Genomic DNA, 14,665 nt, shown 5'->3' on the forward strand with positions numbered 1-14,665 from the left:
TATACGCGGTACCCCTGGTACTGGTAACTCGCAGGGCCGACCTCAGTTCGATGGAGTTTTCTTCGCCGCCTTGCCGCTCGTGGCGCGCTTGTCGGCAAGCAACGCGGCGTTGTCGTCCTGCAGGTCGAGAATGCGCGCGATGCCCGCGAGATTGACGCCGGCAGAGAGCAATTCGCTGATTCGGCGTAGGCGCGCCAGGTCGTCGGCGCTGTAGAGGCGCGTCCCGCCGTCACTACGGGTCGGGCTGAGCAACCCGTGGCGCTCATAGAGGCGAAGTGACTGCACGGCGACGCCGGACAGCTCGGCGGCTACCGAGATGCCGTAGACCCCCTGGCTCGCACCTGGCGTGCCCGGGGTTTCGGGTAGGTCGGTCATCGAACTCATCCTTGCTAGGAAGTACAGGAAATCTTTGTATCACACTTGCGTCATTATGTTCGAGATGCTATATCAAATCTGTGTCAACTGACACAGGTTATGAATGACATCCTACAGAGGATTGGAGAGTCAGAGGTGACCACCATGCTGATGCGTACCGACCCGTTCCGTGAGCTGGACCGCTTCGCCCACCAGGCGCTGGGTACCGCCGCTCGCCCGGCGGTGATGCCGATGGACGCGTGGCGTGAAGGCGACGTGTTCTACGTCGAGTTCGACCTGCCGGGCATCGACCAGGACTCACTGGACCTCGACATCGAGCGCAACGTGGTGACCGTGCGTGCTCAACGCCCGGCGGTCGACCCGAACCGCGAGATGCTGGCGACCGAACGCCCGCGCGGAGTGTTCAGCCGTCAACTGGTCCTCGGTGAGAACCTCGACACCGACCGGATCGAGGCTTCTTACCAGAAAGGCGTGCTGCGGCTGCGCATTCCGGTGGCCGAGAAGGCCAAGCCCCGCAAGATCGCCATCGGCCATGGCGAAGAACACCAAGCGCTCAATCGCGAGGTGGTCAACGCCTGAACGCGGAGGTGGGCAGCGGCACAGTGACGCGGCGTCATCGTGCCGCCGTCCACCGCCTGCCCGTCTGTGCAGATCGTTGGAAGGAGATCGGCGTGCCATCCCCGTCGCAGGTACGTCCGTCCGGCGTGTTCACCTCACTTGGCCGACATCGTCCAGCAAGGTTCGACACCGAAAGAGGTGTACGCCGCGGTCTGCGTCGCGGCGGACGTCGTTGGGGATCGCAGCCGGCAATCCAACGTCGGGTGAACTAACCGCGGCCGAGCAGGCGCATCGCCGCGGCCACCGCCAAGGCGGGCACATCGAGCGTCTTCGAGCCCAGATCGTGTCGTGCACCGGCGATCTCGACGATCTGGGTCGGCGCGGGAATCAACCCGGCGGCAGCGAACACCTCTTCGGGACTGCCGAACGGGTCGGCCGTGCCGTGGGTGAACACCGTCGGTACCGCGATGTCGGGCAGGTGCTCGATGCGAAGGCGCTCGGGCTTACCCGGCGGATGCACCGGATAGGAGAACAGCGTCAGCACGTCGACGTGTACCTCCTTGGCGGCCACCACCATCGACGTCAGCCGGCCACCGTAGGAGTGGCCGCCGGCGATCAGCGGTCCGTCGGCCAGCCCGCGGCACACGGCGATGGCCTCGACGATGCCGGCCCGGTCGGTGGCGGCCGACCCGGACGGCGGCCCCTTGGGACGTCGTCGGCGATATGGCAGGTTGTAGCGGACGGCGAGCCAGCCGTGCCGGGCCCACTCGTCGCAAAGCCGTTGCAGCAAGGGCGAATCCCGGTTGCCGCCCGCCCCGTGTGTCAGCACGACGACACCGGCCGGTGTGTCGTCGGGTTCGTGGGCGATCCCCCCGATGTCGTCGAGGTTGTTCACGGCTGCAACCTGAACATCGCCGACACCGGGCCATGGCCGTGTCCGAGTGGGTAAGCGGCGCGCAAACATTCGGTCACCCACGCTTTGGCGAACGCGACGGCGTCAGGCACGGTGTAGCCGTGGGCGAGCGCGCACGCCGTCGCGGCCGCCAGCGTGTCGCCGGCGCCGTGATCATGACCGGTGTCCACCCGCGGCGTCTCGAACTCGTGAAAGTCGTTGCCGTCGAACAACACATCGGTGCTACTGGCAGAGCCCTGCAGATGTCCGCCCTTGATCAGCGCCCACTGCGGGCCCAGCGAGTGCAGGGCCCGCGCCGCATCGGCCTGGGTCGTCGCGTCGACGACGTCGATGCCGACCAGCAGTCGTACCTCGTGCAAGTTCGGCGTCACCAGCGTCGCCAGCGGAAACAGTTCGGCGCGAAGGGAATCCAGTGCCGCGTGATCGAGCAGCGAATCGCCGTGCATCGACGCGCAGACCGGGTCGACCACGAGCGGAATGCCGGCGCCGTGGTCGTGCCAACTCTGCGCGACGGCCTCGATGATGTCGCTCGAAGCGAGCATGCCGGTCTTTGCGGCCTGCAGCCCGATGTCGTCGCACACCACCTCGATTTGGGCGGCGACGACATCGCCCGGAACTTTGTGAAAATCCTTCACGCCCACCGAGTTCTGCACCGTCACCGCGGTCACGGCGCACAGCGCGTGCACACCGAGGAGATTGCAGGTGCGCAGGTCGGCCTGCACGCCCGCGCCGCCGCCGGAGTCCGATCCGGCAATCGTCAGCACTCGCAGTGGCGTGCTACCGATCGGCGCCAGCGGAAGATAATTCACTGTTGGGCGAGTGGCAGATACACCCTGTTGCCGTGCTCGGCGAACTCGACCGACTTCTCCGCCATGGCGGCCTCGATGGCTTCCTCGCTGTCGAGGCCATGCTTGGCGGCGTACTCCCGCACATCCTGTGTGATGCGCATCGAGCAGAACTTCGGGCCGCACATCGAGCAGAAGTGGGCCGTCTTGGCCGGCTCGGCCGGCAGTGTCTCGTCGTGGAATTCCCGCGCGGTGTCCGGGTCGAGCGACAACGCGAACTGGTCGTTCCAGCGGAATTCGAACCGCGCCGTCGACAACGCATTGTCGCGATCCTGGGCGTGCGGATGTCCCTTGGCCAGATCGCCTGCGTGCGCGGCGATCTTGTAGGCGATCACGCCGTCCTTCACGTCTTTGCGGTCGGGCAGGCCCAGATGCTCCTTGGGGGTCACGTAGCACAGCATCGCAGTCCCGGCCTGGGCGATGATCGCGGCGCCGATCGCCGAGGTGATGTGGTCGTAGGCCGGTGCGATGTCAGTGGTCAGTGGCCCCAGCGTGTAGAACGGAGCCTCCTCGCAGAGTTCCTCTTCCAGCCTGACGTTCTCGACGATCTTGTGCATCGGGACGTGCCCGGGGCCTTCGATCATCACCTGTGCGCCATGGGATTTCGCGATCTTGGTCAGCTCACCCAGCGTGCGCAGCTCGGCGAACTGCGCAGCGTCGTTGGCGTCGGCGATCGATCCGGGCCGAAGCCCGTCGCCGAGCGAGAAGGTCACGTCGTAGCGCGCGAAGATCTCGCACAACTCGTCGAAGTTGGTGTACAGGAACGATTCCTGGTGGTGTGCGAGACACCAGGCGGCCATGATCGACCCGCCGCGCGACACGATGCCGGTGACCCGCTTGGCCGTCAACGGCACATACCGCAGCAGCACACCGGCGTGCACGGTCATGTAGTCGACACCCTGCTCGCACTGCTCGATGACGGTGTCGCGGTATATCTCCCACGTCAGCAGCGTCGGGTCGCCGTTGACTTTCTCCAGCGCCTGGTAGATCGGCACGGTGCCGACCGGGACCGGTGAGTTGCGCAGAATCCACTCACGGGTGGCGTGGATGTCCTTGCCGGTCGACAACTCCATGATGGTGTCCGCACCCCAGCGGGTCGCCCACACCATCTTGTCGACCTCTTCGGCGATCGACGACGTCACCGCCGAGTTGCCGATGTTCGCGTTGACCTTGACCGCGAACGCCTTGCCGATGATCATCGGCTCGAGTTCGGGGTGGTTGTAGTTGGCCGGGATCACCGCCCGGCCACGGGCGACCTCGTCGCGGACCAGCTCGGCGGGCATCTGCTCACGGGCGGCGATGAACGCCATCTCGGCGGTGATCTCGCCGGCACGGGCCCGCTGCAGTTGGGTGCCACGGTCGCGGACGACGCCCGGACGCGGCGGCAGACCGGCCGTCACGTCGATCTCCGCGTCGGGGTCGGTGTACGGCCCGGAGGTGTCGTACAGGTCGAGGTGCTCGCCGTTGGACAGGTTCACCCGTCGGAAGGGCACTTTCGCGCCGGGAACGGCATCGATGCTGTGGTAGACCTTGCTGCTGCCGGCGATCGCGCCGGTGGTCACCGTTGGTTCGACTGCTAAATCGGTCATTACGTCATCTCCCTACGTCGGCATTACCCGGTCAGGTTCGTACGGTCGACGGCCCCGAGCCGTCCTCTCAGCGCACCGGGCGTGCGCTCCCGTGGTTGTTTTTTCGTTGCGCTCCCCACGCTAGCGCAGCCGCGGCATCGCGTACGTCTAAGCGGGCAGGACCTGACCGATCGGTGGGCAACCTGTGCCATCGGTGGAAAGATGACAACCGTGCGCGAGGCCGCCGATACCCGGATTGGCGCCGACGCTCTGCCTGCCCGGTGGCCCGAGGCCGCGGGAGACGACGGGGGCGTCGGTGCCTTCCGTTTCTGGTTTGTCGGTCAACGCTGGGAATGGTCCGACGAGGTGGCGCGGATGCACGGCTATGAGCCCGGCACCGTCGAGCCGACGACGGAGCTGTTGATGTCGCACAAGCACCCCGATGACCGTCGGCACGTCCAGGATCAGCTCGACCAGGCGTTGCTGTCCAAAACCTCAATTTCCAGCCGGCACCGGTTCGTCGACACCGCGGGCAAGGTGCACGACGCGATGGTGCTGGCCGACCGGATGTATGACGACTCCGGCGCGGTGGTGGGTACGTCCGGTTACTACGTCGACCTGACCGCGACGTTCGTCGAGACCCGCCAGGTAGCCCTCGACGAGGCGCTGCCCGACCTGTTCGAGGCGCGGGCGGTGATCGAGCAGGCCAAAGGCATCCTGATGGCTGTCTACCGGGTCAGTGCCGAACAGGCCTTCGGTGTGCTGCGGTGGCGGTCGCAGGAAACCAACACCAAGCTGCGGTCGTTGGCCAAGCAGCTCATCGCCGAAGTCTCAACTCTGCCAGCAGCATCGGCTGAAGTGCAGGCCGCGTTCGACCACCTTCTGCTGACCGTGCACCAACGTATTCCGGGTGAATCCACCGCCTAGGCCTGCTGCCGACTAGGCTCGTCACAGCAACGGATGGCGCTGCCGTCCCGCGGCCTGGACCTGGACCCGTGGTCTGAGGGTGAATGGTTTGAGTGCACCGAAGCGGGTGAACGCGATGGAACTGTTGGTGGTCGACTCCGAGGTTCGACCCGACGCCGTACTGGTTCACGCCAGGGGCGAGATCGATTCCAGTACCTCGGGCGAGCTCAGGTCACAACTGGAAACCGCGCTGCAGCAGGCCGGGGGCCAGCAGTCACGATTGCTCGTCATCGATCTACAGCACGTGACGTATTTCGGGAGCGCGGGATTGAACGCGATTCTCGACTGCCACAAGCAGGGCCTTCGAGCCGGGACATCGGTACGGCTGGTCGCGGATAACGATCTTGTGGTCCGTCCGATCGAGGTGACGAATCTCGACGCTCTGCTCGAGCTGTATCCCACGTTGCCGGACGCACTGGAAGGCCGCGATTCCGGGCAGGAGTCGTGAGCGGCCAGCAACGCCCCGGCTGGCCGGCCGACCCAAAGGATCTGCCGCCTGATCTGGCTGCCGCTGTCGCGCTCGGTGGCGAAATGGGTCGCCGTTTCGCCGAGTTCGACTGGACGGCACATCCCTTGGGGCCGCCGATGGCCTGGGCGACGGAAGTGCGCTCGGCGGTGGCGCTGGTTTTGACGTCGCGGTTTCCGACGGTGTTATGGCTGGACAGCGAGGAATTGTTCCTGGTCTACAACGACGCGTACATCCCGATCCTGGACGACCGGCATCCGGTGGCGTTGGGCCAGCGTGGGCAATACGCCTGGTGGGATGTCTGGGAGTCGGTCAAGCCGATGGTGCGCAGCGTCATCGCCACCGGCGAAGCGACCTGGTCCTACGACCTGAGGTTGCCGATGATGACCGCAGGCCGGCGCCGGGAACGGTTCTTTACCTTCACCTACAGCCCGCTGATCGGGAAGGACGGTCAGACGTTCGGCATCTTCTGTCCGTCATTTGAGACCACTGACCGTGTGTTGAGCGAGCGTCGGCTGCACCTGCTGAACGCGGTGGCCTCCGCAGTGCTCGACACCAACACGCTCGACGATGCGGCCGGGGCGGCGGTGGCGGCGTGCGCCGACCAGCCCGATGTGCCGTTCGTCGCGGCGTATATCGGTGATCCGGAGACCGGCGACGTCACGTTGCGTGCGGCCACGCCCGCGGTGCGGCCCCTGCTACCGCTGTCGCTGGCGACGCTGACCAAGTCGGAGCCGAAGCCGCGGACGCGCGCGACGATGCACGTCGTCGAGAACGTCGCAGCGATGATCGACGGCATCGACGACGTGCTGGCCGGCGACTGTCCGGATCAGGCGCTGCTGCTGCCGCTGGGTGAGGGTCCGGTCGCCGGAGCTCTGCTGGTCGCAACCAGTCCGCTTGCCGTGCTCGACGAGCAGTACATCGGCTTCTGCCAATTGCTGGCCGACCAGCTGTCCTCGGCGATGGCGTCGGCGGTGTCCTACGAGCAGCAGCGGCAGCGGGCGGATGCACTCGCCGAACTGGACCATGCCAAGACCGCGTTCCTGACCAATGTGAGCCACGAGTTTCGCACTCCGCTCACTCTCTTGCTCGGCCCGCTCGACGACGCGCTGTCGGACAGCGCCCCGGACAGCACGTTGTCGAATCAGCTGAGTACGGCCAGGCGTAACGCGGGACGGCTACAGCGGCTGGTGGATGCGTTGCTGGACTTCTCCCGCATCGAAGCCGGTCGTGCCACCGCCAGCTTGATCTGCACCGATGTCGGAGCTCTGACGTCGCACATCGCGGCGCCGTTCTCCGAACTCTGCGAGCGCGCCGGCCTCGAATTGGTGCTGGACTGCCACCCGGCGGTAGCCGACGTCGACCCGGGCATGTGGGAAACCATCATTCTCAATGTGTTGTCCAACGCGGTGAAATACACCTTGACAGGCTCGGTCACCGTCACGACGCACAGCGATACGGCCTTCTGCCACATCACCATTCGCGACACTGGTGTCGGCATCGCCGCGGCCGATCTGGAAAGACTCGGCGAACGCTTCTTCCGCGCCGACAGCGCGCACGGCCGCAGCGTCGAAGGCACCGGCATCGGACTGTCGTTGGTGCAGGGACTCGTCGAGTTGCAGCAGGGGACCGTCGAATTCCACAGCCAACTCGGCCGCGGCACCGCCGTCACCATCCGGCTGCCTCGATCGGCGCGCGGCAAGCCGGTCGAGCATTCGCCCGCCGGGCTGCTGGACAACCCGTACGTCGTCGAAGCCGGCCAGTGGGCGCTGGCGCGCCCCGCCCAGGCGGAGGGCGAAGCGCCGGTGGCCGACGACCGTGAGCTGGTGTTGGTCGCCGACGACAACGCTGACATGCGAGCGCATCTGGAGCGGGTGCTGTCACCTCGCTGGCGGACCGTCCTGGTTGCCGACGGGCAGGAGGGCATCGAGACCGCCCGCAGACTTCGTCCGGACGTGATCGTGACCGACGTGATGATGCCCCGCCTCGACGGTTTCGAGTTCATCGCGGCCATCCGCGCCGACCCGAAACTGGCGGCCACGCCGGTGCTCATGCTGAGTGCGCGGGCGGGCGCGGAGGCGATCAGCGAGGGCTACTCGGGTGGCGCCGACGATTATCTGCCGAAGCCGTTCACCTCGAGTGACCTGATCGATCGCGTGGCCGCACGGCTGTCGGCGGTCGCCCGCGAACGTGCCACCCGGCAGACCAGCGACGCGCAGGCGCAGATGGATCTCGACTTCGCGAAGCTCGACGCCGCCCTGCAGTCAGCCGACTCCGGCGCGGCGATCGCCACGGCGTTGCAGGGCTGTTCGTTCGCTTCGGGTGATGCCCCGGTCATCTGCCTGGGTGTACTCGACTCCGACGGCAAGAACATCCGATTCGAGTACGGCGATCCGGTACCGGGGGAAATGCGCGACCGCTACCACGTCGCTTCGATGAACACCCCGATCGTTCCCGTCGACGTCATCAAAACCGGTCAACCGATGATCATCACCGACACGCTGAGTCTGAGCTCGCGTTATCGACACGTGGTGAACGAGACTGTCGACGTGGTCCGGGCGTGTATCAGCCAGCCGTTGCGCGGGATGGACGGCCGGGTGATCGGCTCGCTCGGGATGCTCTGGCCGACAACGCGGGAATTCGATCCTGCCGAACTCGATTGGGCGGCAAGGATTGCCAAGCTGACCCAGTCGGCGCTCGACGGGCTTCGCAATGTGCAGCGCGAACATCGGATCGCCGTCGACTTCCAGGACCACCTGCTCGACCTCGACCGCGGCTCCACCGCGGCGGTGGTCGCGGCGGTCTATCAGCCCGGTGGCGAGGCGATGCGGGTCGGCGGCGACTGGTATCTCGTTGTGCCGCTGAAGGAACCGGGCCAAGTTGCGGTATCGGTGGGCGACGTGGTCGGCCACGGCCTGCCCGCCGCGATCGCGATGAGCAGGCTGCGGGCGGCGGTGGCGGCCACCGCCCTGATGGACGCCGACCCGGCCGCGGTGCTCGCGACGTTGGATCGCTACGCCTCGACGATCCCGGGTGCGCGCTGCGCGACGGTCAGCTACGCGGTGATCGACGCCGCGCAAGGCGACGGCCCCGCCCGCGTCAGTTATTCCTGTGCGGGCCATCCCTATCCGCTGCTGCTGACGCCCGACCAGCCGGCGGCATTTTTATCCGACGGGCGGCGCCCGCCGGTGGCCGCGTGGGAAAGCTCACTCAAGCAGAACACCGCCGGCCAGGAGTTGCCGGCAGGCAGCGTGATCCTGCTCTACAGCGACGGGTTGATCGAGCGGCCGGGGGAGTCGCTGGACCAGGGATTCCTGCGACTGCAGGGGGCGGCCGGCTTTCGCGCCGATCTTCCGGTCGGCGAATTGTGCACGGAGTTGCTCGAGCGCATGGCTCCGCCCGGCGGCTACACCGACGACGTCGTCCTGCTGGCGCTACGCCCTTGTCACAGCGCGGCGCGTAGCTTTGCCACCGTGGTGCCCGCAGCGCTGGACTGCATCGCCGACGTGCGACATCAGTTGCGCGACTGGCTTTCCGGCGTCGGCGTCGACCCGCGGCGCGAATCCGACATCCTGCTGGCGACCGGCGAGGCGCTGACCAACGCGATCGAGCACGGCAGTACCACCGATACGTGCAAGACGGTCTCCGTCGAAGTCTTCGTTCGCGGTCAGGCGATCACGGCGACCATCAGCGACGCCGGTCAGTGGTCGGGCGATTCGTCGGCCAGTCAACGCAGCCAGAAGCGCGGCCGGGGACTCACCATGATCAACGGCCTCGCTGACGATGTGAAAACCACCCGCACCGCGGGCGGCACGCAAGTCACCCTGAGTTTCGAGCAGGCGATTCTGCCGGCATCCGGTCGGGTCGAGGATGTGAGAGCGTGACCCGCGCGGTCTTCCAATTGCATGTCCCGGAAGGCGACGACCTGCCGACGCCTGTCGAGGTGACGGTGACCGGTGAAGTCGATGCGTCCAACGTCCGCGAGTTCACCCGGTCGGTGTCAGACGTGCCCGGCGCGCGCCCACTGATTCTGCAGTTGAGCAGCGTGAAGTACCTGGACAGCGCCGGCTTCGCGGCACTGGACCGGCTACTCGCCGACAAGGCGATCCTCATCGTGCTGTCGCCGGACAGTTTCATGTACCGGGTGGCCACGCTGATGTGCATGCCGATCCACGACGATGTCGAGACGGCCCGCCGCGCACTGCAGGACGGCGAAAGCTAGGCGGCTACTCGGCCTCTTCGATGGCCTCGCCGAGCTCCTCGAGCAGCTTGTTGTGATGGTTGCTTGCCAGCAGGTGACCTGCGGCGATGACCAATGCGACCGGCCAGTCGATCAGCTCGAATGCGGCCAGGGCCGCCAGACCGCCGTAATACGCGAGCTGTTCGGGCCGCGGAATCTCCACCTGCCCGACCACCGGCAGGTTGACGGCGAATGTCTCACCTTCTCGGATGTGAGCGACAGCTTCCGCCTGGGTAGCGCCGCGGCGCGACTTTACCTTTTCGACCATCATTTGCCTTTCAGTAACGTCAGCGTTGCCATTGTGACTGGTGGTGCGGGGACCGTCGTAGTCATGTCGACGACGAAGGAAGCTCTCGCCGACCCACTAGGCGGAGCCGTGGCTGGTCTGCTGACTGTTCCGTTGATCGAGTTGTATGCCCTGTTGTGGCGCGTCGGCGCCGTGGAGGTCGTGGGGACTCGGCGGCCGAATGATCGGCACCACTCAGCTCCAGTGGCCGCTTATCTGCGAATGCGCGGGTCGCAACGGCGACCGCGGCCGTCGCAGCCCCGGCTGAGCCCAGCGCCTGCGCCCAAGCGATCGGGCCGAGAGGCGTGCACCCAAGCAGTTGGCTGACGCCGGGGATGCTGATCAGGGTACCCATCACCGCCAGCGAACCGCCTGCGGTCAGCACGACCAGCGGAGTTCGCGAATCGAGCAGCGTCTGACCCAGCTGAGCCGAGACCAGGGCGACCAGCGCCACCGTTGACGCCCGCTGCGGACGGCCGGTGACCCCGGCCATCGCCCAGGCCGCGGTCGCGGCCGCCGCCGTCGTGGCCCCGCGGATCGCGACCGCCCGCCACAGCTCCTGCTGATCGGGGCCGCGTCCTTCGAGTTTCACCGGGCCGCTCGGCTTGCTGACGGCCAGCGCCGCGGCGGGCAGTGCGTCGGTGAAGATGTTCACCAGCAGCAGCTGCCGGGTGTTCAGCGGCGAATTGCCGGTGATCGCGCTGCCGATGATCGCGAACGCGACCTCGCCGGCGTTGCCGCCGAGCAGCACCGACACCGCAGCCTGGACCCGCCGCCACAGCTCGCGGCCCTCCTCGATCGCGTTGAGCAGGGCTTCGATGCGCGCATCGACCAACACCACGTCGGCGGCGACGCTGGCCGGGTCGCTGCCACCGGAAACGACGCCGATGCCGACGGTGGCGGCCCGGATGGCGGCGGCGTCGTTGGAACCGTCGCCGACCATGGCGCAGACCTTGCCGATGCGCTCCAGCGTCTGCACGATCTGGACCTTGTTCTCCGGCGACATCCGGGCGAAGATCACCCGCTCGGTGGCCGCGCGTTCCTGGTCTTTGCGCGACAGCGCGTCCCATTCGGCGCCGCTGATGACCTGCTCCGCCGTCACCGGCAGCCCCATCTCGCGCGCGATGGCCCTGGCGGTGATCGGGTGGTCACCGGTGATCAGGCGGATGCCGATGTCCCGCTCGACCAGCGCCGCCAGCAGGGCGGGCGCCTCGGCCCGCGGGGTGTCGGAGAGCCCGAGGAATCCCGCCAGGGTGAGATCGCTGCCGGCCAGTCCTTCGATGGCGTCCTCGTCCTCGGAGATCAGCGCGACCTGTGCCGGGGTGAGGTGGCGTCGCGCAACGGTGATGACCCGTAGTCCCTCGGCGGCCAGTTTCCGCACCGTCGCTTCGGTGTCGGATCCGACGCCCTGGCAGGCGGCCAACACCACCTCGGGTGCGCCCTTGACGGTCAGCTCATCGCCCAGCACCGACGCCGAGAACGACCGGCCAGACCGGAACGGCAGATGGGCATCCGCCTCCTCGGTGGGGCTCGAGCCTGCGCCGGACTTGGCCGCCTCGATGATCGCGCGGTCGGTCGCGTGCACCTGCGGTCCGCCGTTGGTGTCCGGGGCGGCGTGCGCGGCGCAGCGCAGGACGTCGTCGCGGGTGAAGCCGTCTGCGGGATGCACCTCCGAGACCCGCAAACGGTTCTCGGACAGCGTCCCGGTCTTGTCGAAGCACACCACGTCGATGCGGCCCAGCGCCTCCACCGATCGTGGAACCCGAACCAGCGCACCGTAATTGGTCAGTCGTCGAGCCGATGCCGCTTGCGCGAGCGTCGCCACCAGCGGCATGCCCTCGGGCACCGCGGCGACCGTGATGGCGATACCGCTGGCGACGGCTTGGCGTAATCCCTTGCGGCGCAACAAGCCGAGCCCGCTGACCAGCAGGCCACCGCCCGCACTGACCGGGAAGGCCCGGTTGGTCAGCTGGCTGAGCTGATGCTCGAGGCCGATCGGCGCAAGGTCTCTGGATACCAGCTCAGCGGCACGGCGGGCTTGGGTGTCGGCGCCGACGGCGGTCACCACGGCTGTCGCGGTACCCGCCTCGACGGTGGTTCCGCCGTAGAGCATGCAGCGCCGTTCGGCCAACACGGCTCCGGGCGTGGGGTCGACCTGCTTTTCCACCGGCAGCGATTCGCCGGTCAGGGTGGATTCATCGATTTCGAGGTCGTCTTCGTCGATCAGCCGGGCGTCGGCGGGGATCACCTCGTGGGTCCGCACCTCGATCACGTCGCCGGGCCGCAGCTGCGCCGCCTTGACGTCGGTGTAGACCGGCGAGCCGTCCGGACCGGTCGTGACTTTGCGGGCCGGTGGAATCTGTTGCGCCAGAAGCTCGTTCAATCGGCTCTCGGCGCGCAGGCGCTGGCTGGCGGCCAGCATGGAGTTGCCGGTGAGCACCGACCCGACCAGTACCGCGTCGACCGGCGAACCGAGCACCGCGCTGGCTGCCGAGCCCAGGGCCAGCACCGGGGTCAGCGGGTCGGACAACTCCGCTCGCACCGCCCGGAGGAACTGCCAGACGGCTTGGCGCGGGCGCCCGGTCAGCTCTGCGCCCCGCTGAGCCGTCTCCATCGCTCTGGTGGCCAGCCCGGTCTGACGCGGTTCGCTGGCCTCGTCGTCCGGCGCCGGCAGCATCCTGCGGACCTGCTCTATCGACATGGCGTGCCATTCGTTGATCGGCGCCGGCTTCGGAGTCGGCTCACGCAACACTCGGCGGGCCATCAGATATCCGGACACCAGACCGGCGGCCGCACCCGTGGTCACTGGGCCCGGGCCTCGCCCGCGCACCCCGGGCACCATCAGCAGTGCGCCCAAAGCCGTTGCACCCGTGGCGATCTCGATGCCGCGCCGACTGGCTGACTTGGCTACCGGGATGGCGTGCAGCAGCCGCCAGGCGCCGGCGAGATCGCTCAGGATCACATCGGCCGTCCACGGCGGAGGCTCCCCGTCGGAGTTGGGCAGCACACCCAAGCCGAGGTCGGCGGACGAGAGAGCCTGCCCGGCTGCCGACGAGATCACCGCGACGGTGTGCCCGGACTGCTGCAGATCGGTCAGCGCGGCCGCGAGTGCCTTGTCGACCGAGGTCCGCTGCAGCGGCCGCAGGTCGTCGAATGCGGTCCGCAGCTCACCGAGATCTTCGACGTCGACCGAGATCAGATCCAGTCCGGCCCGTCGCGTCTCGGCAAGCAGCGCCGAGGCCAGCGGATGATGGTTGGGGCCGATCAGCGCCTCGACCCCGGACACTCCGGGAATTGTCTGCCAGCCCGCGCGCAGGCCGCGGTTCTCCAGGAGCAGCTGCGCGCGGTTCCAGGCCGGCGACAACTCGTCTTCGTCGGCTCCACGGACTCGCACCACGCGGAATGCGTTAGTGCACAACACCCGGGGGTCGATCAGCAGCGCGTCGATGCGGTCCAGCCAGCGCAATTTCTCCGGTCGCAGTGGCAACACATCGTGCTGCTCGGCCAGTCCTTGGCCCAGCGCCGCGGCGAACGACTCGCGAGTGGTGCGGGTGGCCTTCGGCGTGGTGACCAACGTCGCCGTCGAGGCCATGCCGATATTGCGGGTGGCGGCGCCGACGGCCGCGGTGCCGGCAGCTTGCAGCAGCGCGGCGCGCCGGGCATACCGCTCGATGGGTCCGTCCGGCGGTGGCACCGGGCGCGAAGCCGGGTGGACCTCCAGGTGTTCGGCGTGCCGGGCCAACGTCGGCTCCAGTTGGCGCCAGGCCTGCGCTTCCGCTTGGTACTCGGCGGCTTTCAGGATCTCCATGGTCAGGTCGACCGCCAGCGATGCCGGGGAGAGTTCGAGGACGTGGGCGACCGTCATCGCCACCGACAGCACGGCGTCGGTTGCCGAGTGGCCGATGCGGTCTTCGATCAGCCGACGGATCCGCGGCTGGTAGTCGACGGCCACCACGACCGCTTCGACGCCGTCGAACAGTCGCGGCCACACCAGCAGTCGACCCGCGACCGCCGCGCCGACACCGACGGCGGTGGCGCCGACTCCGAGCGCGTTGGTGGCCAGCAGCAGGCCGTCGCCCGGTAACGGCTTGGGGCGTGTGTCGTTGCGCCGTTCGCGACGATTATCGCTTGCACGCCAGCGTCTTTCAGCTTCGTCGACGTCCCGGCACAGCTCACGCAGGGAGGTCTGCTCGCCGTTGAGTCCGATGACGGCCCGCGACAACGGGCGGTTCAGGCTGACCGACTTGACGCCCGGCCGTGCGCGCAGCGCGTCGACGACGAAGCGGCCCAGCTCCGCGCCGTCCGGTCCGTCGAGTCCGCGGACCTCGATCCACGCTCGTCCCTTGCCGCGCCAACTGTGCCTGGTGAGCGTGGGCGCGGGTAGCCCGTCGGAGAGTGCCTTGACGCCTTCGCGAACCGGGATTGCGAACATCGTCAGACCCGTCGAG

The 14,665-nt window shown here is 67.6% G+C and carries 11 protein-coding genes, 1 pseudogene and 1 riboswitch; of the genes and pseudogenes, 6 read left to right on the plus strand and 6 right to left on the minus strand.

Annotated elements, in window-relative coordinates; genetic code table 11:
• Positions 1–42 precede the first annotated feature (42 nt).
• Complete coding sequence (locus tag G6N27_RS19265; RefSeq protein WP_163779157.1) at positions 43–375, minus strand: MerR family transcriptional regulator; 333 nt, start codon at positions 373–375, stop codon at positions 43–45.
• A gap of 144 nt (positions 376–519) precedes the next feature.
• On the opposite strand from G6N27_RS19265, the gene G6N27_RS19270 reads away from it, so the two are divergent.
• The gene (locus tag G6N27_RS19270; RefSeq protein WP_163782019.1) at positions 520–954 is read left to right on the plus strand and encodes an Hsp20/alpha crystallin family protein; all 435 of its coding nucleotides are present in this window, start codon (positions 520–522) and stop codon (positions 952–954) included.
• A gap of 247 nt (positions 955–1,201) precedes the next feature.
• Here G6N27_RS19270 and G6N27_RS19275 read toward each other — a convergent pair whose 3' ends face one another.
• The 3 genes from G6N27_RS19275 to thiC form a co-directional block, all read right to left on the minus strand.
• A complete protein-coding gene (locus G6N27_RS19275) occupies positions 1,202–1,828 on the minus strand; it encodes an alpha/beta hydrolase family protein (RefSeq protein ID WP_163779160.1) in 627 nt (208 codons plus the stop codon).
• Positions 1,825–2,655, minus strand: a complete 831-nt coding sequence (thiD, locus tag G6N27_RS19280) for a bifunctional hydroxymethylpyrimidine kinase/phosphomethylpyrimidine kinase (protein ID WP_163779163.1) — start codon at positions 2,653–2,655, stop codon at positions 1,825–1,827. Before thiD ends, G6N27_RS19275 begins: the two co-directional genes overlap by 4 nt.
• Entirely contained in the window at positions 2,652–4,280 is a 1,629-nt protein-coding gene (thiC, locus tag G6N27_RS19285; protein ID WP_163779166.1) for a phosphomethylpyrimidine synthase ThiC, read from the minus strand. Before thiC ends, thiD begins: the two co-directional genes overlap by 4 nt.
• Positions 4,273–4,383: riboswitch (TPP riboswitch) on the minus strand. (Overlaps the previous gene by 8 nt.)
• Positions 4,384–4,481: 98 nt before the next feature.
• On the opposite strand from thiC, the gene G6N27_RS19290 reads away from it, so the two are divergent.
• The 4 genes from G6N27_RS19290 to G6N27_RS19305 all read left to right on the plus strand — a co-directional run bounded on the left by G6N27_RS19290 (position 4,482) and on the right by G6N27_RS19305 (position 9,913).
• Complete coding sequence (locus G6N27_RS19290; protein WP_163779170.1) at positions 4,482–5,186, plus strand: PAS and ANTAR domain-containing protein; 705 nt, start codon at positions 4,482–4,484, stop codon at positions 5,184–5,186.
• Positions 5,187–5,274: 88 nt separating this feature from the next.
• Positions 5,275–5,673, plus strand: a complete 399-nt coding sequence (locus tag G6N27_RS19295) for an STAS domain-containing protein (RefSeq protein WP_308207510.1) — start codon at positions 5,275–5,277, stop codon at positions 5,671–5,673.
• The gene (locus G6N27_RS19300) at positions 5,670–9,575 is read left to right on the plus strand and encodes a SpoIIE family protein phosphatase (RefSeq protein WP_232064691.1); all 3,906 of its coding nucleotides are present in this window, start codon (positions 5,670–5,672) and stop codon (positions 9,573–9,575) included. Before G6N27_RS19295 ends, G6N27_RS19300 begins: the two co-directional genes overlap by 4 nt.
• A complete protein-coding gene (locus G6N27_RS19305) occupies positions 9,572–9,913 on the plus strand; it encodes an STAS domain-containing protein (protein ID WP_163779173.1) in 342 nt (113 codons plus the stop codon). The genes G6N27_RS19300 and G6N27_RS19305 overlap by 4 nt, the downstream gene beginning before the upstream one ends.
• A 4-nt stretch (positions 9,914–9,917) precedes the next feature.
• On the opposite strand, the gene G6N27_RS19310 is transcribed toward G6N27_RS19305, so the two are convergent.
• Positions 9,918–10,202: a hypothetical protein gene (locus G6N27_RS19310; protein ID WP_163779176.1), complete on the minus strand. Its 285-nt coding sequence runs from the start codon at positions 10,200–10,202 to the stop codon at positions 9,918–9,920.
• Between G6N27_RS19310 and G6N27_RS25615 the strand changes: the two are divergent.
• A pseudogene (locus G6N27_RS25615) lies at positions 10,143–10,340 on the plus strand (hypothetical protein); the annotation flags it as partial. The gene G6N27_RS19310 and the pseudogene G6N27_RS25615 overlap by 60 nt on opposite strands.
• Here G6N27_RS25615 and G6N27_RS19315 read toward each other — a convergent pair.
• Positions 10,261–14,649, minus strand: coding sequence for a cation-translocating P-type ATPase (locus tag G6N27_RS19315; protein ID WP_163782025.1), 4,389 nt, complete (start codon positions 14,647–14,649; stop codon positions 10,261–10,263). The pseudogene G6N27_RS25615 and the gene G6N27_RS19315 sit on opposite strands and share 80 nt — an antisense overlap.
• Positions 14,650–14,665 lie beyond the last annotated feature (16 nt).

Origin of the sequence: Mycobacterium cookii, assembly GCF_010727945.1 — a bacterium.
Classification (GTDB): Bacteria; Actinomycetota; Actinomycetes; order Mycobacteriales; family Mycobacteriaceae; genus Mycobacterium; species Mycobacterium cookii.

Bases quoted from the DNA above. Each gene is read 5' to 3' on its own strand.
- G6N27_RS19265 (WP_163779157.1), bottom strand. From the start codon at position 375: ATGACCGACCTACCCGAAACCCCGGGCACGCCAGGTGCGAGCCAGGGG.
- G6N27_RS19290 (WP_163779170.1), top strand. From the start codon at position 4,482: ATGACAACCGTGCGCGAGGCCGCCGATACCCGGATTGGCGCCGACGCT.
- thiC (WP_163779166.1), bottom strand. From the start codon at position 4,280: ATGACCGATTTAGCAGTCGAACCAACGGTGACCACCGGCGCGATCGCC.
- G6N27_RS19310 (WP_163779176.1), bottom strand. From the start codon at position 10,202: ATGATGGTCGAAAAGGTAAAGTCGCGCCGCGGCGCTACCCAGGCGGAA.
- G6N27_RS19315 (WP_163782025.1), bottom strand. From the start codon at position 14,649: ATGTTCGCAATCCCGGTTCGCGAAGGCGTCAAGGCACTCTCCGACGGG.
- G6N27_RS19270 (WP_163782019.1), top strand. From the start codon at position 520: ATGCTGATGCGTACCGACCCGTTCCGTGAGCTGGACCGCTTCGCCCAC.